This is a genomic window from Pseudomonas sp. R1-18 (assembly GCF_051132095.1).
Classification (GTDB): Bacteria; Pseudomonadota; Gammaproteobacteria; order Pseudomonadales; family Pseudomonadaceae; genus Aquipseudomonas.
On record NZ_CP071658.1, the window covers coordinates 2343818 to 2367752 of the forward strand.

The window sequence follows — 23935 nt, forward strand, 5'->3', positions numbered from 1 at the left end:
TCGTGTCATGAGTCGGCAAGACGGCGCGGCGCTGCTGGTGGTGCTTTGGGTCCTGGCGCTTTTGGGCACCTTGCTCGCTGGAGTCGCCAGCCTGGTGACTTTGCAGAATCGGCAGGCCTTGTGGCAGAGCCAGCAGACGCGCGGGCTGATGGTGGCCGAGGCGGGCGTTGCGCTGGCGGTCGAGGCCTTGAGCCGCCGGGATCCTCGCGCCCGCTGGCAGGCCGATGGGCGGGTGCAGCTTCAGCGTTTCGACGACGCCGAACTGCGCATCCGGGTGCGCAGCGAGCGCGGCAAACTCGATCTCAACAGTGCGCTGTCCGACGACTTTGTCCGGCTGTTGCAGGCTTGTGGGGCCGCGCCCGATCCGGCGCGCAGTCTGGCCCGCGAGCTGGACCGTCGCCGGGCCCGGACCACGCCGGTACGCATGCTCGAAGAACTGGGTGAGCTGCCCGGCATGAGCCAGCAGCTTTACCAGTGCGCGATGCCCCACATGACCGTCTGGTCCGGCGAAACCCGACCGATCCCCGAACTGGCCACGCCGCTGCTGACCCGCGCGTTGAACCTGCCCAGGGCGCGCGGCCTGGCCACGCAAGGCGACCAGACATTCTCCATAACCAGCCGCGCCCTATTGCCGAGCGGGCACCGCAGCACCGTACGCGTGACCCTGATGTTGAACCCACCCAAGGAGGGCGCCAGGCCGTATCGCGTCCTGCGCTGGCAAGAATGAACGACTATTTATCCGCGCATCTCGCATCGGTACGCGCGCTTGAGCTGCGGTTGTTGCGCCGCTGGCAAGGCAGTGTCATGCAGCGCTGGTGTCAGGCCTGGCTTGCCGAACTTCAAGAGATGCTGCCGCCCGGCATTCGCGCGCGGCTGGCCGCTCGGCAAGTGGCACCTCTGAGCTGGCCATTGCCGGAGGCGCTGCCCCAGCCGACTGACCTGCAGCTGCCACGGATACTGGTGCTCGATGCTCGCGAGGTTCTGGCCCAGCGCCTGAATCTGCCGCAGGCAGCAACCCGCGATCTGCGCGGCATGCTCGGCTATGAAATCGACCGATACACGCCGTTCGCGCGCGACGAGGTTTACTTTGCCGCGCGCATTGAACAGGTACTCGCCGGACGCGCGAAGGTGCTGCTGGTCAGCATCACCAGGACGCGCCTCGACGCGATACTCCAGACCTGCGCCGACCGCGGGCTGGCACTGGCCGGCGTCGACGCGCTCGACAATGACGGGCAACCGCTGGGTGTGAATCTGCTGCCCGAGGCGCTGCGTCCCGGCCGTGGGCGCAACTCGCGGCTCGACCGTTGCCTGATCTGGGCCTGCATGGCGCTGTTGGTGGCCACCATGCTGTCGTTCCTCCATGCGCGTGAGACTGCGGTGCAAGCCATGCGCAGCGAAGTCGCCGCGCAACGCGAGCAGCTGCAGCAGTTGCACGCGCTGCGCCACGAACTCACCAATACCCAGGGCGCTGCGGGTTATCTGACCCGACTCAAGGCTGCGCGCCCCACCATCAGCTTGCTGCTCACCGAACTGAGCACCTGTGTGGGTCAAGACAGCTGGATCGAGCAACTGGAAGTCGGTAGCAGCCAGGGCTCGGCGGGCGGCGACCTGTCGTTCTCGGGTCAGAGCAAGCAGGCCAGCGCGCTGATCGGCCAGATGAAGGGCTGCCTGTCGCTGGACAGCCCGCAGTTTCAAGGTGTCATTCAACCCGATGCGCAAACCGGCAAAGACCGTTTCTCGCTACGTGCCCGACTCAAGGAGACTGCCGACCATGCGCCGACCACTGACCCGTCGTGAGCGACGCCTGTCCGCGCTGATCGTGCTGGCGCTGTTGCTCTGGGCGATCTGGTATGTGTTGATCGACAGCTGGTTTGTCGGCCCGCTGCTGGCGCTGAACGACGAAGCTCAGAGCCTGCGCGAGCAGCAGCAACATTATGCCGGCCTGCTGGCGCAGATCCCCGGCCTGCAAGCCGAGCTGCAACGCGCTCGACAGGACCCGGTCAGTCGCAGCAGCCTGTTCAAGGGCGACGACCCCAGCGCGGTGGCCGCCGACCTGATGCAACATGCGGTCGAGGTGGTCAAGGCCCAGTCACGCAGCGGCGCCGGCTGCGAGGTGACGCAGCGCATGCCGATCGTTCCCGAGCCGGTACCCGGCGAATCGTGGCGCCAAGTCAAGGTCAGCCTGACGCTGGAATGCGGCACCGAACCGCTCGCACGGGTGCTGCACGCTTTCGAATACGGCCAGCCTTATCTGTTTGTCGACAACATCAGCGTGCGCCGCGCCACCAATGCGCCCTTACACGGCCCAGCCGGGCGTCTTCAGGTCAGCCTGCTGCTGCGCGGCTATCTACAAGGCAGCACAACCCAGACAAGCACAACCCGGGAACCGCGCACATGAGCAATCGTCGTCTTTCGCTCAGGCCCTTGACCGTCGCGCTGCTGGCATTGGCCATGGTGCTCGTCGCCTGCCTCGCGTGGCTCGCGTCGGGCGGTGGCCAATCCCTGACCTGGCTTGCGGAGCCTGAAACCGGGCGTGATGCCGGGCACAGCGCTACGCATTCGACCGGCCCGGCAGCGCCCAGACCACCGTCGCTGACCGAGGCCCGATTGCAGGTCGCGTGGCAGCGCCCCTTGTTCAGCCCTGATCGAGCCCCGGATGCTGCGGCGCCCGGACCCGCTGCGACGCGGCTCGAAGGGCTGACGCTCAGCGGCGTGGTGCTCGATGGCACTGGCGCCGATGCGTCCCGATGGGCGCTGCTGCACCGACAAGACAAACGCGCCCTGAAACTCAGACTCGGCGACACCCTGGACAACGGCTGGACCTTGAGCCAGCTGACCCCGCGCGTCGCCACCTTTATCCGTCAGGGGCAATCTCAGACATTGAGCCTGCCAGTGCTGCGCTTGCCGCCGCCGTCCCCGTCGCCTTCTCCCACACTTCCATCTCTTTCGGCACCATGAAAAATCACCTTCGCATTACCCGGGTTTCTTCGCTGCGCCTGCCGCTGTTCGGATTGGCCGCGGCCATGGCGGTCAGCGGTTGCACCTTGCCCAGCCAGCACCTGGACAACGATCCCGCACTGCTCAACGAGGCACTCGACGGCACTGGCGCGCAACGCCGCCCGCTGCAATCGCCCGAGCCCGCCGTCGAGAATCTGCCTCCTGCAACGTCGGCTTCAGCATCGGTGCCAGCCTTGCCTGCCCAGCGTCAGATCATCACCGGCAGCCAGCGCTTCGTGCAGCCCCAGCGCGCGACGCCTATTCGGGCGGACGCCGAGGAGGGCGATATCGTTTTCAACTTTACCGACCAGCCCATTGAGGCGGTGATTAACAGTGTGATGGGCGACCTGCTCAAGGAGAACTACAGCATCGCCCAGGGCGTGAAAGGCAGCGTCAGCTTCTCGACCTCCAGACCGGTCAACAAGCAGCAGGCGTTATCGATTCTCGAAACCCTGTTGTCCTGGACCGACAACGCGATGATCCGTCAGGGCAATCGCTACGTCATCCTGCCGGCCAACCAGGCGGTGGCCGGCAAACTGGTCCCGGAAATGCCGGTGTCCCAGCCATCCAGCGGTCTGTCCGCGCGCCTGTACCCGCTGCGCTACATCTCGGCGACCGAGATGCAGAAACTGCTCAAGCCGTTCGTGCGCGAGAACGCTTTTCTGCTGGTCGACCCGGCGCGCAACGTGCTGAGCCTCGCCGGTACGCCGGACGAGCTGGCGAACTATCAGGACACCATCGACACCTTCGATGTGGACTGGCTCAAAGGCATGTCGATTGGTGTGTTCGGCCTGCAGCGCGCCTCGGTGGCGGAACTGATGCCGCAGTTGCAGAAACTTTTCGGTCCGGACAGCGGCCTGCCGCTTGCGGGCATCGTCAGGTTCATGCCCAACGAGCGAACCAATTCCGTCGTCGCGATCTCCGCCCAGCCCGAGTACCTGCGCGAGGTGGGCGACTGGATTCGCACCATCGATGAGGGCGGCGGCAATGAGCCGCAAATGTACGTCTACGACGTGCGCAACATGAAGGCAACCGATCTGGCGCGGTATCTGCGGCAGATCTACGGCAACGGCCAGGTCAAGGAAGAAGCCGCCGCCAAGGTAGCACCGGGGTTGCGCACCACCACGCTGTCGTCCGCCGGCAACGGCTCGACCGGTCTGGGTGGTAGTTCCAGCCAGGGGCTGGGCAGCGTTGGTTCACTGTCTGGCGGCAGCGGCGCCGGGAATGCCCAGGCTTCGCTCAGCGAGGACGAAGACAGCGAGCAGGAGAGTGATGCATCGGGCATGAGCGAGGAGAGCGCCGACGGCACTCAATCCTCTGCCAGCGGCCTGGACCAGAGCGTGCGCATCACTGCGCAGAAAAGCAGCAACCAATTGCTGGTGCGTACGCGCCCGGCGCAGTGGAAGGAAATCGAATCGGCGATCCGTCGTCTCGACAACCTGCCCCTGCAAGTGCAGATCGAAACCCGCATTCTGGAAGTCAAACTTACCGGCGAGCTGGACCTTGGCGTGCAGTGGTATCTCGGGCGTCTGGCCGGTAACTCGTCGAGCACCACGGTGGCCAACGCGGCCGGCAGCCAGGGTGCGTTGGGCGGTGGCGGAGCGGGGCTCGGCGCAACCGATTCGCTGTTCTACTCGTTTGTCAGCAGCAATCTGCAAGTTGCGCTGCACGCGCTGGAAACCAACGGCCGCACGCAGGTGCTGTCGGCTCCGTCGCTGGTGGTGATGAACAATCAGCAGGCGCAGATCCAGGTCGGCGACAACATCCCGATCAGCCAGACCACCGTCAACACCAGTCTTTCGGATACCACGCTGAGCAGTGTCGAGTATGTGCAGACCGGCGTGATCCTCGACGTCGTGCCGCGCATCAATCCGGGCGGCCTGGTGTACATGGACATCCAGCAGCAGGTCAGCGACGCCGACACCAGCGCCACCACCGACACCAACGGCAACCCGCGCATTTCCACGCGCTCGGTGTCGACACAGGTCGCGGTGCAGAGCGGCCAGACCGTGCTGCTCGGTGGCCTGATCAAGCAGGACAATAGCGAGTCGGTCAGCGCCGTTCCGTATCTGGGCCGGGTCCCGGGTTTGAAATGGCTATTCGGTAATACCAGCAAGTCGAAGAACCGTACCGAACTCATCGTGCTCATCACCCCACGGGTAGTGACCAGCGCCAGCCAGGCACGCCAGGTGACGGACGACTATCGCCAGCAAATGCAGCTGCTCAAACCGGAAGTCTCTCGGGTCGACCTTTGGAAATGAGGCGTTGCTGGCGACGAGACAGGTGCACCCAGGGCAGATGTATCGCCTCGGATGACGTCGTCGCGAGCAAGCTCCCTCCCACAGGGATCGGCGACGCGGATTGGTAGCATCCATTCATTGTTTTGAGACCTGTGTGGGAGCCAGCTTGTTGGCGAAGAGGGCGGTACTGCCCCGGTGCATTTGTTGTCCAGGCTATTCTCGCGACCAAGGTCGCTCCCACAAAAGCGTGAGTTGCGCCTGCCGAGTGGATAGCGCCAGAGGGCGTGGGAGCCAGCTTGCTGGCGAGGGCGGCGGAACGGGCGAACTACATGCGGCGTGCTTGCCGACGTCCTCGCGAGCAAGCTCGCTCCCACAAAAGCGTGAGTTGTGCCTGCCGAGCGGATAGCGCCAGAGGGCGTGGGAGGCAGCTTGCTGGCGAAGAGGGCGGTACTGCCCCGGCGCATTTGGTGCCCAGACCATTCTCGCGACCAAGGTCGCTCCCACAAAAGCGTGACTTGCTCCGCTTATGCATGTTCGGTGGTCTGCGGGAGTAGTCCAGCAGGTTTACACCACGCTCAACACGATCTTGCCGATATGATCGCCAGCCTGCATGCGGGCGTGGGCGTCGGCGGCTTGTTCCAGCGGGTAGACCTTGTCGATCAGTGGCAGGCAGCGTCCGGCATCCAGGGCAGGCCAGACGTGCTCACGCAGCTGGGCAGCAATGGCGGCCTTTTCCTCGACGGTGCGCGAGCGCATCAATGAACCGGTGATGCTGGCGCGCTTTGACATGATGGCAAGCAGGTTGACGTCCTTGGCATGATCGCCGCCCAGGAAGCCGAGCATTACCAGGCGCCCGTCCATCGCCAGGGCACTGATGTTATCGCTCAGGTACGAACCGCCCATGATGTCGAGAATCACATTGACGCCCTGATCCTGCGTCTTTTCCTTCACCGCGCTGACGAAATTCTGCGCCTTGTAATTGATCGCTTCGCCGCCCAGCTCGCGGATCGCTTTGCACTTGTCGTCGCTGCCGGCGGTGGCGAACGCCTGGACGCCGAACTCCTTGCAGAGCATCAGCGCGGTGGTGCCGATACCGCTGGTGCCGCCATGGATCAGCGCTCGCTCACCTTTGCGGGCGGCGCCGATGCCGAACAGGTTGGCCCAGACGGTGAAAAAGGTTTCCGGAATCGCTGCGGCACGCGTCCAGTCCAGATCCTTGGGGATCGGCAGCGTCTGCCCGGCCGGTGCCACGCAGTACTGCGCATAGCCGCCGCCATTGGTCAGCGCGCAGACCTTGTCACCGACGGCGAACTCCGTCACGCCGTCGCCGAGGGCAACGACTTCTCCGGCGACTTCAAGGCCAGGTATCGGGCTCATGCCCGGTTTCATCGGATATTTGCCGCTGCGCTGGATGACGTCCGGGCGATTGACGCCCGCGGCATGAACCTTGATCAGCACCTCACCGGCGCCTGCGGTCGGCATCGGCACCTGGCGCGGCTGCAGGACTTCCGGCCCGCCAGGTTCAGTGATTTCGATCAGCGTCATTTCGTGTGGCAAGGTCATGCGCAACTCCTGTGATGGTAATTCGATAAGGGTGTGACGCCGAGCGCCGCCCATGATTCAGTTCGATTCAGCACGCGGCAGCTCGCGTCTGCGCAGCAGGCGCATGGCCTGATCCAGCAGCAGGGCGAGGATGATCGAGGCGCAGGCGATCCCGAACAATACGCCATGATGCCCGCCGGTGGCATTGAACAGCGCGGAGTAGGCGAAGCCGGCGATGGCCTGAAAGCTGGCGAAGGAAACCGTGGCGCGGCTCCAGGTCAGCTGTTGCCGGTGATGCCCGTCGACCAGGTCGTGCACCCGCGCCAGTGCCAGCGGCACGATGCCTGGCGGAAACGAACCGAAGATCACCGCCAGCAGCATCAGCCCGGCTACCGAGTGCCAGACGGTGATCAGCCCCAGCGCCACGGCCTGAATCACCAGCACTACGCGTATGCCGGTGCGCGCGCCCAGCCTGTCGGCAAGAAAGCCGTAGGTGACCGGACCGCCAATCGCCCCCAGACCATACATGATCCAGACCACCGCACCCATGTGCGCACCGGCGCCCAAGCCACGCGCAACGTAGTCGACCAGAAACACCATCACCGGTACCAGCCCGGCCGCCATCAGCGCGTACTGCGCGAACAATAGATAAACGCCCGGATCAGTGCGCGTCGGCGCCTGCAGGTGTCCGGCAGCTGCCATATGCGGCAGATCGGCCGGCCAGCCGAACCAGCTTGCCGCGGTCAGCACCAGTGCCAGCGCGCCGAGTCCCAACCAGGTGTCCTGCAGGCCGAAGCTCAACAGCGGCGGAACCAGCGTGCCGGATGCCGCGATGCCCAGGCCGACACCGACGAAGATCGCGCCACTGGCCAGCCCTTTGCGCGCCGCCGGCACATGCGGCAGAACGGTCGCCGCTACCAGAACCATGATCGCGCCACCGGCCACTCCCGACAGCAGACGCCAGGCGAAGAACCAGGTCAGTGATACCGGGTAGGCACAGGCGAAAAACGATAGCGTCACCAGGGCCATCATCAAGCGCAGCGTCTGCTGGTTGCTCATTCGCTGGGCCAGCGGCCGGCCGATCAGCGCACCAACCAGATAACCGACCAGATTGGCGGCGCTCAGGTAAACGACATCACCGGCGCTGAACCAGTGTGCCTGGATCAGTGCCGGAATCAGCGGTGTATAGGCAAAACGTGCCAGGCCGATGCTGACCAGGCTGGCGCACAGGCCGGCGAAGATGGGCAGCCAGATGGCATTGCGCGGCGGTGCAAAAGCGGGATTGTTGGAGATCATGGGGCGGATGCTCTGTATGAATGCGAATGACCAGAGCATACCGGCTGCCCGCGATGCAATAATGCTGCGATTTCACGGCACACTGATGCGAATTTGCATCAGTCATCTATATGGGCGAGGCGAGCGGTATGAACTGGGATGATGCACGCGTGTTTCTGGCGGTCTGTCGCGAGTCGACCTTGCGCGGCGCCGCGCGGGTACTGGGTGTCGATCAGGCTACGGTCGGGCGGCGCATTGTCGCGCTGGAAAAATCCCTGAATGCGACCTTGTTCCTGCGCGCGTCCGAGGGCTATGCCTTGACGGCGCTGGGCGAAGCGGCACTCAAGGCCGTGGAAAAGATGGAGCACTCGGCGCTTGAACTGGAGCGCCAGATCCAGGGCCTGGATGATCGTCTCACCGGCGAGGTGCGGATCAGCACCACGGATTCACTCGCGGTCGACTTCCTGATTCCGGCCGTGGCCCGCGTGCATAGCAGGCATCCCGATGTGCGGGTCCACCTGGACGCCTCGACGCAGATGGCCAGCCTGTCCAAACGCGAAGCGGACATCGCGGTGCGCAATATCCGGCCGGACAATCCTGATCTGATCGCCAGACGCATCGCTCGCTGGCAGGTCGGGTTGTTCGCTTCTCAGGGATACATCGACACCCATGGCCTGCCGGAGCCGGGGACGGCCTTTGAGGGGCATGATCTGGTGATCTTTCAGGCGTATCTGCAACGCAAGGACGCCATGCTGGTGTCCGAGCCGTTGAGCCGCGGTCGGATTGTCTCGACACTTGGCTCGGGCCTGCTGGTGCGGCGCTCGATTGCCGCCGGCATCGGGCTGGGCGAGCTGCCGGTGTACCTGGGTGAGAAGGACGGTCTGGTCCGGGTCTGGCCGCAACGCACTCGGACTACTCCTTACGACGTGTGGCTGGTGACCCATGCAGACCTGCGACACACCGCCCGGGTCCGGGCGGTGATCGATGCAATCGTGGAAGTCTTCGCCGAGCAGGAAGTGCCTTGAGAAAGCTCAGCCCTTGGATTTGCTCGGATCGGCACTGCGCGGATAGGTGCGCTCTTCCTGAATGGTGCCGTCCTCCTTGTGGATTTTCAGGGAAGCCGTCTTGCCATCGAGGAATTCGGCTGCCGCTTTGGTGATTTCCGCTTTGGTAGTGGCGGTTTTGGATGCGCGGGCGGCGCCTTCCTTCTTCAGTTCCCAGCCGTTGTCGCTTTTGGTGATGTGGTAGTTGTCCATGAGTGTCTCCTGATGGTGGGTTTTATTTCATGTCGATCCGGCGACGCATGTCGGCCGTGATGGTCTGGCGAGTGGTCGGCAGATCTGCCCAGGGGTCTTCACCCAACTGGTCCAGCCGTTGACGCAGGTTGTGGATGTTCCATGCGTCGGCGCCTTTGATTTCGCGAATCTCCTCCTTGAAGATCGGTACCGACACCGGGAGCCCTGGCCGCGAACGCGCGGCGTAGGCATTGATGGTCGTCGCGCCGCGTCCGTTTCGTAGGTAGTCGATGAAAATCCGCCCGATCCGGTTTTTCGGCCCTGATACCGCGGAAAAGCGGTCCGGGATCAGGCGTGCCATGTAGTTGACGATGGCGTGGCTGAAGCCTTTGACCGTGTCCCAGTCATCCTTGGGCGTGAGCGGCACCACCACATGAATGCCTTTGCCGCCGCTGGTCTTGATGAAGGATTTCAGACCCAGCTCGTCCAGCACGGTCAAAGTCAGTTGGGTGGCCTCGATCATGCTTTTCCAGGGCAGAGCGGGATCTGGGTCCAGGTCGAGCACGAACCGGTCCGGCCGCTCCAGATCCGGCGCCTGTGCATTCCACGCGTGGAACTCGATCGTGCTCATCTGCACCGCGCCTACCAGCGCCTCGGCATTGTTGATCAGCATGACCGAGCCGTTCTCCAGTGTTTCGATGCCGGGGATCGCCAGGCGCTCGACGTTCTTCTGGAAAAACAACTCGCCGGCTACGCCCTCCGGCGCGCGCACCAGTGCCACGGGCCGATCCTGTAACGACGGCAGAATCCAGTCGGCGACGCTGACATAGAACTCCGCCAGCTGCATCTTGGTCGCGCCGCTGGCGGGGTCGATCACCCGGTCTGCGTGGGTGATGCGCACCTTGCCGCTACCGGCTTTTTCTGCGGCCTTCGGCGCTGCCGGCGCAGTTTTGCGGGCGGTTTTGGTCGGGGCGGCGGATGGCTGAAGGTCTTCAGCCGCCTTGGGTGTTTCCTGCGTGATGTGATCAGCCGGTTTGTCGGTGCGCAGGCCGTGAAATACCGCGTGCCGCACCGAACCTTCGTTGGTGATCTGCGCGAAAGCGATCTCAGCCAGCAGCTGCGGCTTGAGCCAGTGGACACCCTTGGCCTCGAAGCCGGTGGGCGGATTGCTCACCGCCGGCGCATCGGTTTCCAGCGGCTTGAGCTGGGCGTGGATGGTGCGCAAGGTCTCGCTGTTGAAGCCGGTGCCGACTTTACCCGCGTAGCGCAACTCACCGCTGTCGGCGTCGTGCAGACCCAGCAACAATGCGCCAAACGAGGTGCGCGCGCCCTTGGGCTCGGTATAGCCGACGATCACGAACTCCTGGCGCTGTTTGCATTTGAGCTTGATCCAGTCATCGCTGCGCCGCGACACGTAGAGGCTGCCCTGACGCTTGCCGATGAGGCCTTCCATCCTGATCTGGCAAGCGCTGGTCAGCAGGTCGCCGGCGTCCTCGCCGAAATCTTCCGAGAAGCGCAGGATCTCGTCTTCGCTGCGTTCCAGTACCTTGGCCAGCGCGGCACGGCGTTCTTCGATCACCACGTTGCGCAGGTCCATGCCGTTCAGATACGGCATATCGAACAGATAGAAGATGATGGAGCCGCTCTTGCCGGACTCGAATGCGTTCTGCAGCAGCTGGAAACTCGGTGCGCCGTCCTGGTCGGTTACGATCATCTCGCCATCCAGCCACGCCGACTCCAGCGCCAGACTCGCCAGGGCTTCGGCCTGACGTGGCAGCTTGGCCGTCCAGTCATGGCCGTTGCGGGTAAACAGTCGGACTTCGCCGTTGTCGATTCGGGCCATCATGCGGTAGCCGTCGAACTTCAGTTCGTAGCGCCAGTCGCCGGGCGGCGCGGTTTCCACCAGCGTCGCGAGTTCCGGCTTGAGCATCTCCGGCAGCGGTGCCGGTTCAGCGTTGCTGATCGTGCCTGAAGCCTTTCTCTTGCGAGGCGCCGCAACGTCGGCCGCGGGTTGTGGATCGGCTGCTTTGGCCCTGCGCTTTTTAGCCGGCAGGGTGCGGTCACTGAGCACACTGTCCGGCAGCTCGCGGGTTACCTCGTATTCTGCTTCGGGACGTGCGGTGGAATCCTGATGCTTGATGAGAAACCAGGGCTTTTGCTTGCCTTCCTGATGAGTTCTGACCAGATTCCACGTGCCGGACAGCTTTTCGCCCTCCAGCTCGAACTTGATCCGGCCCTTCTTGTAGGACTCCAGTGGGTCGCCGATCGGCCGCCAGATGCCTCGGTCCCAGACAATCACGTCGCCGGCGCCGTAATGGCCTTCGGGGATGTGGCCTTCGAACGAGGCGTAGTCCAGTGGATGGTCTTCGACGTGCATCGCCAGACGTTTGACCTTGGGGTCCAGACTCGGGCCCTTGGGTACCGCCCAGCTTTTCAGAGTGCCTTCGATTTCCAGGCGGAAATCGTAATGCAGGCGCGTGGCGTCGTGTTTCTGAATGCAGAACTGCAGTGCGTGCTCTGTACCCGAGCGCTTGCGCGCGCCTTTGCCACTCGTACTTTTTCCAACCACGCCGGACGGCTCGGGCGTGGCCTTGAAATCCCGCTTTTTGTTGTACTCGTCAAGTAGATCGGACATCACCTGAACCTCGTCTGCCTGAGGTTCAGAGCCGCGTGCAAGCGGCGAGTTCCTTGTTTTTGGGGAGGTTTGTGGGGAGTAGATTGCGGGACATCCCGCAGGCTTGGGCAGACATCGAAAAAAAATCGAGCGCATGATGGCGCTGTGTTGTCTCAAGCCTGACATTTCAACGGAGCTTGGGGGGTAGGGACGTGAATATTGCATGCCTGGGTTGGGGCTCGTTGATCTGGAAGCCGGACACATTGCCGTTGGCGGGCGAGTGGTATTCGGACGGGCCCGAGGTACCGATCGAGTTTTCAAGGGTGGGCGACGGCGGCGAGCTGGCGACCGCGATCTGCCTGAATGCGCCGAGCGTTCAGGTGTATTGGGCCTTGATGGCAGTCGACACGCTGGATCACGCCTGCGCCGCGCTTCACGAGCGGGAGCAGATTCCGTTTGAGCGTCAGGACGGCGTCGGCAGGCTGCTGACCGCCAGCGCTTCGCCCACGCCGCAGGGCGTTCTCACCCGCTGGGCACAGGCGCGCAAGATAGACGCGGTGATCTGGACGGCGCTGCCGCCGCGCTACATGGATATAGAAGGGCGCATACCCACAGAGCAGGACGCCTTGGCCTATCTGACCAGTCTGAGCGGCGAGACGCTGCAACACGCTCGTGCCTACATCGAGCGGGTCCCCGCGCAGATCGATACGCCTTATCGGCGCGCGATCGAACGTCAGATGGGTTGGGATTTGCGCGGCAAGGTGGCTGCCCGCGCTGTCTGATACCGGCATGCCGCCAACTGAATGGCAAGATTTGCGGAGGTGGCGAGATGAATCGTGGCGACATCAATCACAGCAGCAAGGAACAGTTCGATACGGTATGGGCTACGCTGGAAAAATTGCGCGGCGCAATCCACCAGCTGGAACGCAGCGAACTCGAACGGCTGGACCGCCTGCGTGGTCATCAGACCGTGGACGACCGGGAATCCATCGAGCAGTCGTTCGTCAAACTCGATCACGCCGTGCTTGAGATAGAGGAAACATTGGCAACCATCGGTGAGGCGACAGGGGAAATCGGTAAACTCTGAGCCCGACCCATCCGAGGCGACATCGCTATCGCCTGCCGTATGGAATGTATTTGGTCCTGAAACCGGGTTTCCTATGCTACGACGCAAGAAACAGGACACGGCGACCGAATCGCCGGATGACAGCTTCGGTCTGGGCGGGCAGCGGCCTCGCGCGCTGTTTCGCCTGACCGTCGCGTTCATGGTGCTGGTCGTCACCGCCTTCGTGCTGGTCGAAGGCTGGCGGATCTGGCGCGACTATCGCCATGCATTCGAAACCGCTCACGATTCGGTGGTCAACCTTGCGCGTGCGACTGCGCAACATGCCGAAGACGCCATCCGCCAGGTGGATGCGCTCACGGCCATGCTGGCCGAGCGTCTTGAAGGCGACGGCATGCAGAACATCAACGTGCCGCGGATCCACGCGCTGCTGCAACAGCAGGCCGCCATCCTGCCGCAGCTTCACGGCCTGTTCGTCTACGATGCCAACGGCAACTGGATCGTGACCGACAAGGACGTTACACCGGCCAATGCCAACAACCGCGACCGGGACTACTTCATCTATCACCGTACCCATCTGGACACCAACGTGCGCATCGGCGCGGTGGTCAAAAGCCGCTCCACCGACGACTACATCATTCCTGTCTCACGACGGCTCAATCGCCCTGACGGTTCGTTCGCCGGTGTAATGCTGGGCACGGTGAAGGTCAGCTATTTCGTGGATTACTACGGGGACTTCAAGATCGACCATATGGGCGCGCTGGTCCTCGCCCTGAGAGACGGCACCATCCTGACCCGCAGACCTTTCGACGCCACCGTTATCGGGCAGAGCCTGTCGGACAGTGTGATTTTCACCAAGTACCTGCCGACGGGCAGCGCCGGCGTCGCGGAGGTTCAGGCGGTTGTGGACGGTACTCGCCGGCTGTATGGCTATCGGGAGCTGGACACTTATCCGCTGGTGGTCGAGGCGGGGTTGTCGAGGGAATTCATCGTTCAGGCGTGGCGCAACGATGTGATCAAGACCGGCGTGATTCTGTTGATGATGCTGGCAGGGCTGGGCGGGCTGGGCGTCGTGGTGTTGCGTCAGTTGGGCGAACGCATGCTGATGGAGCAGGAAATTCGCCGCGCGCATCAGGCGGTGCGCGACATGGCGCTGACCGACAGCCTGACCGGCCTGGGTAATCGCCGACGTCTGGACATGGTGCTCAGCGTCGAAATCGCCCGTGCCAGACGCCAGGGCAGCCCGCTGGCGCTGGCCATGCTCGACATTGATTACTTCAAACGCTTCAACGACCGTTACGGACATCCGGCCGGCGACGACTGCCTGTGCCGGGTCGGCCGGGTCATCGCCCAGACCGTCAGGCGTCCCGCTGACCTCGCGGTGCGTTACGGCGGCGAGGAATTCACCATCCTGCTGCCCGACACCGACGCTGCTGCTGCCGGCCGGATCATCCAGTCAGTGCTGGATGCAATTCGCGAACTGGACATCGAGCATCTGGATCACCCTGGTGGAAAGGTGACCGCCAGCGCGGGCCTGATGGTGAGCATGCCCGCGCAGGAAGTAGTGACGCCTGCGTCGATGATCAAGACGGCGGATGCATTGCTTTACGTGGCCAAGCACAAGGGCCGGGACAGGTGGTATTCGGCCGAGACACTGGTTGCCGAGACTGAGCCCAGCCACTGAGGTGATGAGCGCGGAACGTTCGCCGCGCGTCATGATCCACTTCTACAAGGCCCAGAATTCCCACAATGCCTTTGGAGGTAAGACTTTGAATATCGATACTCTGGCCCGTCATGTCAAAGCGGGCGAAATTCATGAACTGAACCTGGTTTCTCTGGAAGGCGGCTCGTACGTGCTGCACGCGCTGCTGGATCAGAAGTCGTTGCCTGTCGAGGATTCCCACGGCCAACCGCTGCACCTGGCATCGGTGGAAGAGGCGCGTAAGGTGCTGTCAGGCGTACCCGATGCCCGACTGTTCCTGGTCCAGGCTGTCGCTCATGACGAGATGGTCGGGCAGGACAGCGTCCAGCCAGAAGCTTCGCGGCACGAAGTGCCGTTGCGGTCCAGTCTGTAAGAGACGGCCCGGTCCATACACCGAAACCAAAGTGACGCGCCGTAAAGGCGCAAAGCGATCTCAAGCCGGCCGCGAAAGCCAGTAATTACGCGGTTGAGGCCCGTGGGCAGATCCGGATGCTGCATCACGGCCGCCACCGGTTTCGCCTTTACGGCGACCCCCTTTTGTTTTGGCAAAAGGGGGGAAAACCATTTGCTCCTGGTTCCGGCCCCTTCGGGGTTCCCTCCCTCCGGCGTCGCTCCGGGGGCCGCGCCGATGGGCCGTCCCTGGCCCTACGGCGCTAACTCGCCATCCATGGCTCGTTTCCCCCTGCGCAACGCCTGCGCTCGGCCTGCACAAGTCGCGTTCCGCGCCGCCTGTGAGATCTGGGCGGTCTTGTGGGATCGGACCGGGGGCGATCCGTCGGGTGGCTCTCCGCCTGTCCGCAAAGGGCCAGTGCGGAGGCAGCAGATGTACCGCTCATGAGGATGCCTTCGCGGACAAGTCCGCTCCCACAAAGTCAGCCTTCACATCTGCAGGCCAGACACCGCCGATCGCGACGTTGGTGCAGGCCGAGTGGAGGTGTCGCGGAGCCGGGGAGCGAGGCAGGACGCCGAGCCAGCGCCGCCGGGCCAGGGACGGCCCATCGGCGCGGCCCGGTGGAGCGGCGCCGGAAGGAGGGAACCCCGCAGGGGCCCAACCCGGAGCAGTGGCTTTGGTTACTTTGGCCGAAACCAAAGTGACGCGCCGTAAAGACGCAAAGCAATTTCAAGCCGGGCGCGCGAATCAGTAATGACGCGCCTCAATCAGCATGCATATCCTGATGCTAAGTTGCTGCCACTACCGGTTTCGCCTTTACGGCGACCCCGGCGATCCGTCGAGCTGCGCTCGCACAATGGGTCCGGCCTGCAAGTTTTGCGTTCTGCCCGGTTCGTGAAACAGGATCCGGAAAATAACCTAACTTTGAACTGTGTCTGGAGCCGTACTGTATATACAGTCTCTGGTTCGCCAGACACTAACATCCATATATGTAAATTGAATTACCGCAGACGGCGTTTCACAACAATTCACACACCCAGCCGTTACTTGCAAATAGCGCAGTCAGCCTGGCGTAGGCGAAAGCCGCGCCGTTACTACAATGAAGGAAAAGTTCAACTACGCACCGGGTTTATTTTTCGATAATAAACATCAAAACGCCATCATCTATGCGAAGTTAGTTACCGCTCGCCACGTTTATGCCTTTTCACAACTTTTCACAGCATCAAACAATTCCCGCTGCGTACTATCTGTTCGGCAACGCGGCAAGCCTGTCGTTATCGGAATCTCAATAGTCCTCTAGCGAAGTTGACTGGCTGTATTGCAACTGGTTCCGACTTGCCACTGGCAGGCGCACTTTCCCCCTCGAAGCAAGGAGAAACAACATGAGCACCACTCCACCCGTAAGCTCCGGCAACGCTGACGCAGCAATCGATAAAATGTCGGCCACCTTCGATATGGCCATCGAGAAATCGGCCAAGATCACCGAGATCTCCACTGCCAAGAAAGCAGAGCTCGACGCGACCAAACAACGTCCGCAGAACTGACGTTGTCATGCGGGCAGCCGTCAGGCTGCTCGCATGCGCACTGCGCCCAAGTCACCCGAACGACATTTTTGCCCGGCCATGAGCAAACGCTCCCGGTGGATCAAAGGGTGGTGAATTGCTCATGACAGCGCTTATCTCTCTCAAGCCCGCGTCCCACGCCGCCACTGGCGAGTTGAACTGTGCGGCGCTGGAAATTCTTGACGGCCTGCATAAGGGTATTGCACTTGCCCTGGACAAGGCGGTCTATCGCGTCGGCACAGCGTCCGACACGGATCTGATTCTTGGTGACGCCGGCGTCGCCGCGCGGCATCTGGTGTTGCGCCTAGCCGGCGCGCAGCTGGCCATCGAAGCCACGGGTGGCGATGTCGGCATCATGGATGCGAATGGCAACGCCACGCTGCTTCAACAAGGACATGGCCAACGTGTACGGATGCCGGTTGAGCTGCGCATCGGCGAGGCGCGTCTGCGTCTGCGCGGCAGTCAGCCGCTGGCCGATCACGCGGCTGCCAGCAAGTCTTCGTTGACGCCTTCAGCACCTGGGCGCCGCGCGATCGTTCTCGCATCACTGCTGGTGCTGTTGATGCTGTCCGGCGCGCTGGCGTTCGGCATGCGCACCGAGCCGCAGGCACCGACGCAGCTCCATTCGGCATTGCACACATCGCCAATGCATACCCCGACTGTTGAACAGGCCCGTGCGTGGCTGGACCAGTCGCTGAAAGACGCCGAACTCTCGCAGGTGCAGACTCGCGCCTACGGCGGCCAACTGACGGTCGAAGGCAGTTATCCAGCGCAGCTCAAGGACCGCTGGCTGGAGATCCAACAGACTTTCGATGCCCGTTTCGGCCAGCATGTGGTGCTGACCCCGCGCGTCCAGGCCCTCGCTGCGGTGGCCAAGCCTCGCGTGCGTTTTCAGGCCGTCTGGTTCGGGCGCAATCCCTATGTGATCGACGAGCACGGCAAGCGCCTCTATCCCGGCGCTTCGCTGCAGGATAACTGGGTGCTCGAAGGCATCGAGGGCGGCCAGGTGCGCCTGGTCCGCGGCCATGAAAGGTTTGCCTTCACCCTATGAAAGTCGATCTGCGGCCGGCACTGCCCGGCACTCCTGACCAGCTCCCCGCCGTCGAGCGCATCGCGCCGGCCAGCCCGCGCCAGAGCGCTCAATTCGAGGCGCTGATCAACCAGCGCGAGCGGCGCATCAGGCGTTCGCTGCGTGGGGATATCGAGCAGACCGAGCAGTCGGCATCATTGAGCGCCGAGCTGTTCGGCACCACGCGTTCACTGCAGGTGCTGGGGTATCTGCTGGAAACAGTGCTGCCTGGTCTGGATGCCGAGCCCGAAATCCGCGAGCTCGCCGAAGATTTCATTCGCGAAGAAATCGACATCCGCCTGCAGCTTCAGCAGCAGCGAGCGGAGGCGGGGGAATGAGTGCGCATCAGGACCGCGAATGCGTCGAGCTGCTCAACGGGCTGGGCGATCTGTACCGCCGGACCGGCCAGCCGCAGCGCGGGCTGGTCATGCTGTTGATCGCCGTGCAACTGGCGCCCCGTGACCCCAACCTGCTGCACAGTCTGGTGCTGGCGTTCACCGACAGCGGAGACGCCGACCGCGCATTGGCGGCGCTGGAACGTCTGGTCGACCAGCAGGGCGAAAGCGCCGGTCTGTTGCTGCTGCGCAGCCGCGCGCTATGGAAGGGCGCGCGCAATGACGAGGCTCGCGAGTGCTTCAAACGCTATCTGACTGCCCGGAGGGCCGCGCAATGACCCTCGTCAACCGCCTCAATCGCCTCGCGCAGATGGCCTCGCAGCGCACTGACGTGATCATCGTCGCGTTCATGCTGATGGCCATCGCGATGATGATCATTCCGTTGCCCACTTATCTGGTCGACGCGCTGATTGCCCTGAACATCGCCCTGAGTCTGCTGATTCTGATCGTGGCGTTCTACATCAACCATTCGGTCGAGTTCTCGGCGCTGCCGCCGCTGATTCTGTTGAGCACGCTGTTCCGGCTGTCACTGTCCATCACCACCACGCGTTTGATTCTGCTGGACGGCAACGCCGGGCACATCGTCAAGGCATTCGGCGACTTCGTGATCGCAGGCCAGGTGGTGGTCGGCCTGGTGGTGTTCCTGATTATCACTGTCGCCCAGTTCGTGGTGATCACCAAGGGCGCGGAGCGGGTCGCGGAAGTAGCGGCGCGCTTTACCCTTGACGCCATGCCCGGCAAGCAGATGAGCATCGACAACGACCTGCGAAACGGCGACATCGATCAGGCCGAGGCACGCCGTCGCCGCTCGCGTCTGGAGCGTGAGAGCCAGATGTTCGGGGCCATGGACGGTGCGATGAAATTCGTCAAGGGTGACGCCATCGCCGGTCTGGTGATCCTGTTCGTCAACCTGTTGGGCGGGATGATGATCGGCATGGTCGAGCGCGACATGCCGTTTGCCGAGGCGGCGCATACCTATTCGTTGCTGACGGTCGGCGACGGTCTGATCGCGCAGATTCCCGCGCTGCTGATTGCGGTTGCGGCCGGGACCGTGGTGACGCGGGTCAACAGCGACGGCGAGGAGCGCGACCTGGGCACCGAAATCGTCCGCCAGCTCGGCGCCAGTTACCGGGCCCTGGCGCTGACCGCACTGATTCTGGTCGGCGTAGGCTTGCTGCCGGGCTTTCCGCTGGCGGTGTTCATTGGCCTGTCGGCGGTGCTGGGCGGCTGCGCGTTCATGTTGTGGCGCCGGGACCGCCAGCCGGTTGTTGTCACCGAACCCGATGCCGAACAGCCTCAAGTGGTCGTCGAGCCGCAGACGCTGGATCCGGCCGAGTCGTTCGAGCGTCCGCTGGACTGCCGGGTGCTGCTCAGCATCGGCACCGGTCTGGCTGAAGCCGCGCCCCTGCAGCCGCTGCGCCAGCGCATCGAAACCCTCTGTCATGATATTCGCGCCGACCTGGGCATTGACGTTCCGGTGCCCGAGATTTTTCTCGACCGGGCGCTGGCGGCGGACCGCTTTGTCATCGAACTGGAAAGCGTGCCGGTGTGCGAAGGCGGGTTTGCTGCGGATCGCGTGCTGCTGCGCGATGACCCGGTGCACGCGCATCTGCTGGATGTCGAAGTGCTGGAGGCGCCTTCGCCACTGGGCAGCCGCGACGGCCAGTGGGTCGCCCGCGAGCACGCCGATGCGTTGCAGGAAGCGGGTATCGGCTTTCTGATGCCCGACGAAGTGCTGCGTGAAGTGCTCGACCGGACACTGCGCCGCTACGCCTCGGATTTCCTCGGCATTCAGGAAACCCGCTCGATCCTCGAACGGCTGGAAGACAAGTACGGCGAGCTGACCAAGGAAGTGCTGCGCATCATGCCGTTGCAGCGAATCGCCGAATCCCTGCGCCTGCTGGTGGATGAAGGAGTGTCGATCCGCAATCGTCGCGGGCTGCTCGAAGCGATGGTCGAATGGGCCGGGCGCGAGAGCGACGCGGGCCGGTTGACCGAGCACCTGCGCGCCGCGCTGTCTCGACAGATCAGCCACCAGTACGCCGACCGCAACCGGGTGATCAGTGCGTTCGTGCTGGCTCCGTCCCTTGAAGAACAGCTGCGTTCGGCCATTCGCCGCCAGGACAAGGGTCGCGATTTACTGCCCGAGGACATGAGCCGCCCGCTGCTCATGCAACTGCGCAAACTCTGCGAAATGCTCCCGGAAAGCGACGCCACGGTGTTGCTGGTGCATCCGGAATTGCGCCGCGGCATGCGTCGCCTGATCGTGCGCGCCGAATTGCAGCTGCCGGTGCTGTCGTTCCGCGAGCTGGCCACCGAATACAACCTCCAGGCGGTCGGCAATCTGAGCCTGACCGATATCACCGCACGTCCGGCCAAGGCCGGTGCTGTCACTCCATTGGCGACCGCCTCATGATTTGTCTGACCCGTATCCGTCACTTGTTGTGCCTGAGCCTTGGCGCACTGTTCATCTGCGGCGGCGCTACCGCTCAGGACATCGCGCGCGGCAGTACCGGCACGCTGGATCTGGCCACGGGCGAGGGCCGCGTGCTGCGCTTTTCCGCGCCAGTGGAGTCGGTGATGGTCGCCGAGCCTAATATCGCCGACCTGCAAATAGTGTCGGCCGGCGTGATCTACGTGTTCGGCAAGACGCCCGGGCAGACCAGCCTGATCGCGCTCGACGGCGAGGGCCGCGAAACCGCGTCGCTGAATCTGGCGGTCAACAGCGCCACGTCGGCCATAAGCCGGCCGCTCAAGGATCTGCATCCCGGTAGTCAGGCCCGGATCAGCGCTTCGGGCAATCGGGTGATCGCCAAAGGCAGCGTGCAGGATGTCGGCGAAGCCACCGACCTCAATGCGCTGCTGAGCAGCCAGGGCCAGGGCCAGGGTTTCGATTCGGCCGTCAACAGCGCCACCTATGCAGGCTCGGCGCAGGTGAACATTCGCGTGCGCTTCGCCGAAGTCTCGCGTTCGGAACTGCTGCGCTATGGCGTCAACTGGAACGCCTTGTTCAACAACGGCACCTTTTCCTTCGGCCTGCTGACCGGCGGCAGCCTGGCTGGCGATGCCGCCGCGGGGGCTTCCAACGTCATCAGCGCCGGGCTCAACTCGGGCAACGTCAACATCGACGCGATGCTCGAAGCACTGCAAAGCAACGGTGTGCTGGAAGTGCTGGCCGAGCCCAACATCACGGCCATGACCGGCCAGACCGCCAGCTTTCTCGCCGGTGGCGAAGTGGCGGTGCCGGTTCCGGTCAATCGTGAAGTGGTCGGCATCGAATACAAGCCCTACGGCGTGTCGCTGCTGTTCAGCCCGACCCTGCTGCCCAACGGGCGCATCGCCTTGCAGGTAAGGCCGGAGGTCAGCAGCCTGATGAGCACGACCACGCTGGACGTCAACGGCTACCAGGTTCCGTCGTTCCGGGTGCGCCGTGCCGATACCCGGGTCGAGGTTGGCAGCGGTCAGACGTTCGCCATTGCCGGTCTGTTCCAGCGCGAGAGCAGCCAGGACGTGGAGAAGGTGCCGATGCTGGGCGACATGCCGATTCTGGGCAATCTGTTTCGCTCCAAACGCTTCCAGCGCAACGAGACCGAACTGGTGATTCTCATCACCCCGTATCTGGTCGCGCCGGTGCGTGAACGGGTGGTGGCGACGCCGCTGGACGCCCAGCGCGCCGCTGCCGCGCCGGCCGGGCCGCGCAGCGGCGGGGCGTTCGGCTTTTACATGAATTGACTGATGCATGAACCGACTGATGCACGGATAAACGGGGCGTGGACATGAACGGCATCTCAATGTTGCAACGACCGACAGCCGTCTTCGCGTTGTGCCTGACACTGGGCGTCGCGGCAGGCTGCAAGACGCATCTTGAGCCGGTCAGTTACTCGCCGGACTTCAGCGCCATCAACCGCGGCGATGGGCGTGTCGAGCTGGTGCCAATCGCCTGCATGCAGCCGTCCGCGGCTGACGAGATCGGTGTCGGCGAGGATTACCGCCCGCTGCTGGCGCCCGGCTGCGCAAACAATCTGGTGCTGCTGCAAATGGTCGAGCAGCGCTCGGACGTAGTCAAAGGCCGCGTCACCGGACCGACCATGGCGGCGCCGGTCGGTCGCGCCGCGCAGATTTATATCGACGGCTACGACCGCGAAGAACTGCGCAGGCGCCAGGCCGAGCAGCAGGCCGAAGCCGATACGCGGGAGGCGCGATGAGCCTAGCGTTCGTCCACCAGACCCAGCTCGCGCGCCTGAGCGGCAGGCTCGCCCAGCGCCTTGATGCGCCGCGCTTCGGTCACAAGCTGCTGCCGCTCGCTGGTCGGGATACTGTCGAAACTCGCGGTGGCGAGGTCCTGTTCATGCCCGGCCAGAACCTTGATCAACAGCTCGTTGCGCTGATGGCGCGCCTGCGACAGCGGCGACTGGCTGACCGGGCCGATGGTCTGCAAGGCCTTCTGGTTGTCGCCGCCCAAGGCGTAGGCCAGCGCCAGATTGCAGCGGGTGTCCAGATCGTTCGGCGCCAGCCCCAGGCTGCGGCTGAACGCGGCCTGGGCCGGTTCCGTCTGGCCACGCAGGATCTGCGCGATCCCCAGACGGTTCCAGGCCTTGGGTTGTTGAGCGCCGTTGGCCGCCTGGGTCAGGGCAGTGACCGCGCGCTCCAGCTTGCCCTGGCGCAGTTGCGCGGTACCCAGTCCCAACAGGGCGTCGGTGTCGTCGGGCTTGAGTTCGAGTGCCCGCTGGAAGGCGCGCTCCGCGCCACGGGTGTCGTTGCCATCGAGCAGGGCCTGGCCCAGTTTCAACCACGTTTGCGGACCGGCTTCCGGCTGCTGGGTGGCGCGCTGATAGAACGCCGCGGCGGTGGCCGGATCGCCGCGTTTCTCCAGATCGGCAGCCAACTGCATGGAGCGCTCGTAACTGGCATCGGACTTGGGCGAGGTCGCGCACGCCGTAAGGGCGAGGCAGCCGACCAGCACAATACCGGTAGCGAAGCATTGCGTGGCAGCGAAGCGGTGACGCCTGAAAGCGAAGCGGTGGGGCATGGACTGGGCTCTTGTTCAGTGGGACGAGTCGAGGCCGCGAAGACACTCTGGGCGTCTGAAGGCGAGCGCTATCTTAAAGCCTCGACGCGCAATAGCGACCGTTATCTGAGCCTGGGCCGCAACGGATTGTTCCGCGCCGGCCGGCATCATCGGGGAGGCAGCCATGGCATGGTTTTCGGCTGACTCCTGGCGCCGCCGCGCGCTGCAGGTGCTGTGTCTGTGGGGCCTGTGCACGATTGCCGTCGCCGCTGAGCCCGCAGCTCAAACCGTGGCGCGCAACCAGCCGCAGTGGTTCGCCGAACCCTACGCCTATGTCGTTGTGGATCAGGATGTCCGTGGCGCACTGGCCGAGATGGGCCGCAACCTGGACCTTATCGTGGTGTTCTCCGACAAGGTACGTGGCGCATCGCGGGGCAGCATTCGTGGTGAAACCGCCGGCGAGTTTCTCGATCGCCTGTGCGACGCCAACCAACTGAGCTGGTATTTCGACGGCAACGTTCTGCACATCGCCAGCGCCGACGAAGTCGCCACCCGCGAGTTCGATGTTCGCGGCCGTCAGCTCGATGATCTGGAGAGCTGGTTGCAGCAGCTGGACGTCGCCGGAGCGCCCATGTCCAGCCGCGCCAGCCCCGACCGCGCCGGTCTGTTCGTGTCCGGTCCGCCCGCGTACCTGGCGCAGGTCCAGCAGCACCTAGATCGTCAGCCCGATGTCGAGCCCGCGCCTGTGGTGCGTGAGCGAGGCGTGCGGGTATTTCGTGGCGGTGTCGTTACCCAGGTGACCCCTGACGCTTGATCCTTTACCCCGACCCCTGAACCTGAAA

At 63.6% G+C, this 23935-nt stretch carries 23 protein-coding genes; 18 read left to right on the forward strand and 5 right to left on the reverse strand.

What is annotated here, in order from left to right; genetic code table 11:
* Positions 1-7: 7 nt before the first annotated feature.
* The 5 genes from J3P77_RS10905 to gspD are packed head-to-tail and all read left to right on the forward strand — an operon-like array spanning position 8 to position 5258.
* The gene (locus J3P77_RS10905) at positions 8-727 is read left to right on the forward strand and encodes a type II secretion system minor pseudopilin GspK (protein ID WP_434681679.1); all 720 of its coding nucleotides are present in this window, start codon (positions 8-10) and stop codon (positions 725-727) included.
* Complete coding sequence (locus J3P77_RS10910) at positions 724-1797, forward strand: type II secretion system protein GspL (RefSeq protein WP_434681680.1); 1074 nt, start codon at positions 724-726, stop codon at positions 1795-1797. The genes J3P77_RS10905 and J3P77_RS10910 overlap by 4 nt, the downstream gene beginning before the upstream one ends.
* Positions 1772-2398: a type II secretion system protein GspM gene (gene gspM, locus J3P77_RS10915; RefSeq protein WP_434681681.1), complete on the forward strand. Its 627-nt coding sequence runs from the start codon at positions 1772-1774 to the stop codon at positions 2396-2398. Before J3P77_RS10910 ends, gspM begins: the two co-directional genes overlap by 26 nt.
* A complete protein-coding gene (locus J3P77_RS10920) occupies positions 2395-2958 on the forward strand; it encodes a hypothetical protein (protein ID WP_434681682.1) in 564 nt (187 codons plus the stop codon). Before gspM ends, J3P77_RS10920 begins: the two co-directional genes overlap by 4 nt.
* Positions 2955-5258, forward strand: a complete 2304-nt coding sequence (gene gspD / locus J3P77_RS10925; RefSeq protein WP_434681683.1) for a type II secretion system secretin GspD — start codon at positions 2955-2957, stop codon at positions 5256-5258. The genes J3P77_RS10920 and gspD overlap by 4 nt, the downstream gene beginning before the upstream one ends.
* Positions 5259-5801: 543 nt before the next feature.
* Here gspD and J3P77_RS10930 read toward each other — a convergent pair.
* Together J3P77_RS10930 and J3P77_RS10935 are read right to left on the reverse strand one after the other, a co-directional pair.
* Positions 5802-6800 (reverse strand): NAD(P)H-quinone oxidoreductase, encoded by a 999-nt coding sequence (locus tag J3P77_RS10930; RefSeq protein ID WP_434681684.1) that lies wholly within the window; start codon positions 6798-6800, stop codon positions 5802-5804.
* Between the two features lie 57 nt (positions 6801-6857).
* Entirely contained in the window at positions 6858-8075 is a 1218-nt protein-coding gene (locus J3P77_RS10935; protein ID WP_434681686.1) for a YbfB/YjiJ family MFS transporter, read from the reverse strand.
* A 128-nt stretch (positions 8076-8203) separates the two neighbouring features.
* Here J3P77_RS10935 and J3P77_RS10940 point away from each other — a divergent pair, with 128 nt between their 5' ends.
* Complete coding sequence (locus J3P77_RS10940) at positions 8204-9079, forward strand: LysR family transcriptional regulator (RefSeq protein WP_434681688.1); 876 nt, start codon at positions 8204-8206, stop codon at positions 9077-9079.
* 6 nt (positions 9080-9085) lie between these two features.
* Here the strand turns inward: J3P77_RS10940 and J3P77_RS10945 are convergent, their stop codons facing one another.
* Positions 9086-9310: a DUF2188 domain-containing protein gene (locus J3P77_RS10945; protein WP_434681690.1), complete on the reverse strand. Its 225-nt coding sequence runs from the start codon at positions 9308-9310 to the stop codon at positions 9086-9088.
* A 22-nt stretch (positions 9311-9332) separates the two neighbouring features.
* On the reverse strand, positions 9333-11924 hold the full coding sequence (gene ligD, locus J3P77_RS10950; RefSeq protein WP_434681692.1) for a DNA ligase D: 2592 nt from the start codon (positions 11922-11924) through the stop codon (positions 9333-9335).
* Between the two features lie 191 nt (positions 11925-12115).
* Here ligD and J3P77_RS10955 point away from each other — a divergent pair, with 191 nt between their 5' ends.
* The 11 genes from J3P77_RS10955 (at position 12116) to J3P77_RS11005 (ending at position 22290) form a co-directional block, all read left to right on the forward strand.
* Positions 12116-12685, forward strand: a complete 570-nt coding sequence (locus J3P77_RS10955; RefSeq protein WP_434681695.1) for a hypothetical protein — start codon at positions 12116-12118, stop codon at positions 12683-12685.
* 62 nt (positions 12686-12747) lie between these two features.
* Positions 12748-12990: a hypothetical protein gene (locus J3P77_RS10960; protein ID WP_434681957.1), complete on the forward strand. Its 243-nt coding sequence runs from the start codon at positions 12748-12750 to the stop codon at positions 12988-12990.
* Between the two features lie 73 nt (positions 12991-13063).
* A complete protein-coding gene (locus J3P77_RS10965) occupies positions 13064-14650 on the forward strand; it encodes a sensor domain-containing diguanylate cyclase (protein WP_434681697.1) in 1587 nt (528 codons plus the stop codon).
* Positions 14651-14681: 31 nt separating this feature from the next.
* Positions 14682-15041, forward strand: coding sequence for a DUF6482 family protein (locus J3P77_RS10970; RefSeq protein ID WP_434681959.1), 360 nt, complete (start codon positions 14682-14684; stop codon positions 15039-15041).
* A 1400-nt stretch (positions 15042-16441) separates the two neighbouring features.
* Complete coding sequence (locus J3P77_RS10975; RefSeq protein WP_434681699.1) at positions 16442-16603, forward strand: hypothetical protein; 162 nt, start codon at positions 16442-16444, stop codon at positions 16601-16603.
* A 121-nt stretch (positions 16604-16724) separates the two neighbouring features.
* Positions 16725-17672, forward strand: a complete 948-nt coding sequence (locus J3P77_RS10980) for a SctD/MshK family protein (protein WP_434681702.1) — start codon at positions 16725-16727, stop codon at positions 17670-17672.
* Complete coding sequence (locus J3P77_RS10985; RefSeq protein WP_434681704.1) at positions 17669-18028, forward strand: hypothetical protein; 360 nt, start codon at positions 17669-17671, stop codon at positions 18026-18028. Before J3P77_RS10980 ends, J3P77_RS10985 begins: the two co-directional genes overlap by 4 nt.
* Positions 18025-18363, forward strand: coding sequence for a tetratricopeptide repeat protein (locus J3P77_RS10990; protein ID WP_434681707.1), 339 nt, complete (start codon positions 18025-18027; stop codon positions 18361-18363). Before J3P77_RS10985 ends, J3P77_RS10990 begins: the two co-directional genes overlap by 4 nt.
* Entirely contained in the window at positions 18360-20501 is a 2142-nt protein-coding gene (gene sctV, locus J3P77_RS10995; RefSeq protein WP_434681709.1) for a type III secretion system export apparatus subunit SctV, read from the forward strand. The genes J3P77_RS10990 and sctV overlap by 4 nt, the downstream gene beginning before the upstream one ends.
* Positions 20498-21817, forward strand: a complete 1320-nt coding sequence (locus J3P77_RS11000) for a type II and III secretion system protein family protein (RefSeq protein WP_434681711.1) — start codon at positions 20498-20500, stop codon at positions 21815-21817. Before sctV ends, J3P77_RS11000 begins: the two co-directional genes overlap by 4 nt.
* Before the next feature lie 44 nt (positions 21818-21861).
* The gene (locus J3P77_RS11005) at positions 21862-22290 is read left to right on the forward strand and encodes a hypothetical protein (RefSeq protein WP_434681713.1); all 429 of its coding nucleotides are present in this window, start codon (positions 21862-21864) and stop codon (positions 22288-22290) included.
* Positions 22291-22292: 2 nt separating this feature from the next.
* Here J3P77_RS11005 and J3P77_RS11010 read toward each other — a convergent pair whose 3' ends face one another.
* Positions 22293-23114: a tetratricopeptide repeat protein gene (locus tag J3P77_RS11010; RefSeq protein WP_434681715.1), complete on the reverse strand. Its 822-nt coding sequence runs from the start codon at positions 23112-23114 to the stop codon at positions 22293-22295.
* Positions 23115-23277: 163 nt separating this feature from the next.
* Between J3P77_RS11010 and J3P77_RS11015 the strand changes: the two genes are divergently transcribed.
* A complete protein-coding gene (locus J3P77_RS11015) occupies positions 23278-23907 on the forward strand; it encodes a type III secretion protein (protein ID WP_434681717.1) in 630 nt (209 codons plus the stop codon).
* Positions 23908-23935 lie beyond the last annotated feature (28 nt).

Bases quoted from the DNA above. Each gene is read 5' to 3' on its own strand.
- J3P77_RS10905 (WP_434681679.1), top strand. From the start codon at position 8: ATGAGTCGGCAAGACGGCGCGGCGCTGCTGGTGGTGCTTTGGGTCCTG.
- J3P77_RS10910 (WP_434681680.1), top strand. From the start codon at position 724: ATGAACGACTATTTATCCGCGCATCTCGCATCGGTACGCGCGCTTGAG.
- gspM (WP_434681681.1), top strand. From the start codon at position 1,772: ATGCGCCGACCACTGACCCGTCGTGAGCGACGCCTGTCCGCGCTGATC.
- J3P77_RS10920 (WP_434681682.1), top strand. From the start codon at position 2,395: ATGAGCAATCGTCGTCTTTCGCTCAGGCCCTTGACCGTCGCGCTGCTG.
- gspD (WP_434681683.1), top strand. From the start codon at position 2,955: ATGAAAAATCACCTTCGCATTACCCGGGTTTCTTCGCTGCGCCTGCCG.
- J3P77_RS10930 (WP_434681684.1), bottom strand. From the start codon at position 6,800: ATGACCTTGCCACACGAAATGACGCTGATCGAAATCACTGAACCTGGC.
- J3P77_RS10935 (WP_434681686.1), bottom strand. From the start codon at position 8,075: ATGATCTCCAACAATCCCGCTTTTGCACCGCCGCGCAATGCCATCTGG.
- J3P77_RS10940 (WP_434681688.1), top strand. From the start codon at position 8,204: ATGAACTGGGATGATGCACGCGTGTTTCTGGCGGTCTGTCGCGAGTCG.
- J3P77_RS10945 (WP_434681690.1), bottom strand. From the start codon at position 9,310: ATGGACAACTACCACATCACCAAAAGCGACAACGGCTGGGAACTGAAG.
- ligD (WP_434681692.1), bottom strand. From the start codon at position 11,924: ATGTCCGATCTACTTGACGAGTACAACAAAAAGCGGGATTTCAAGGCC.
- J3P77_RS10965 (WP_434681697.1), top strand. From the start codon at position 13,064: ATGCTACGACGCAAGAAACAGGACACGGCGACCGAATCGCCGGATGAC.
- J3P77_RS10970 (WP_434681959.1), top strand. From the start codon at position 14,682: ATGATCCACTTCTACAAGGCCCAGAATTCCCACAATGCCTTTGGAGGT.
- J3P77_RS10975 (WP_434681699.1), top strand. From the start codon at position 16,442: ATGAGCACCACTCCACCCGTAAGCTCCGGCAACGCTGACGCAGCAATC.
- J3P77_RS10980 (WP_434681702.1), top strand. From the start codon at position 16,725: ATGACAGCGCTTATCTCTCTCAAGCCCGCGTCCCACGCCGCCACTGGC.
- J3P77_RS10985 (WP_434681704.1), top strand. From the start codon at position 17,669: ATGAAAGTCGATCTGCGGCCGGCACTGCCCGGCACTCCTGACCAGCTC.
- J3P77_RS10990 (WP_434681707.1), top strand. From the start codon at position 18,025: ATGAGTGCGCATCAGGACCGCGAATGCGTCGAGCTGCTCAACGGGCTG.
- sctV (WP_434681709.1), top strand. From the start codon at position 18,360: ATGACCCTCGTCAACCGCCTCAATCGCCTCGCGCAGATGGCCTCGCAG.
- J3P77_RS11000 (WP_434681711.1), top strand. From the start codon at position 20,498: ATGATTTGTCTGACCCGTATCCGTCACTTGTTGTGCCTGAGCCTTGGC.
- J3P77_RS11005 (WP_434681713.1), top strand. From the start codon at position 21,862: ATGAACGGCATCTCAATGTTGCAACGACCGACAGCCGTCTTCGCGTTG.
- J3P77_RS11010 (WP_434681715.1), bottom strand. From the start codon at position 23,114: ATGCCCCACCGCTTCGCTTTCAGGCGTCACCGCTTCGCTGCCACGCAA.
- J3P77_RS11015 (WP_434681717.1), top strand. From the start codon at position 23,278: ATGGCATGGTTTTCGGCTGACTCCTGGCGCCGCCGCGCGCTGCAGGTG.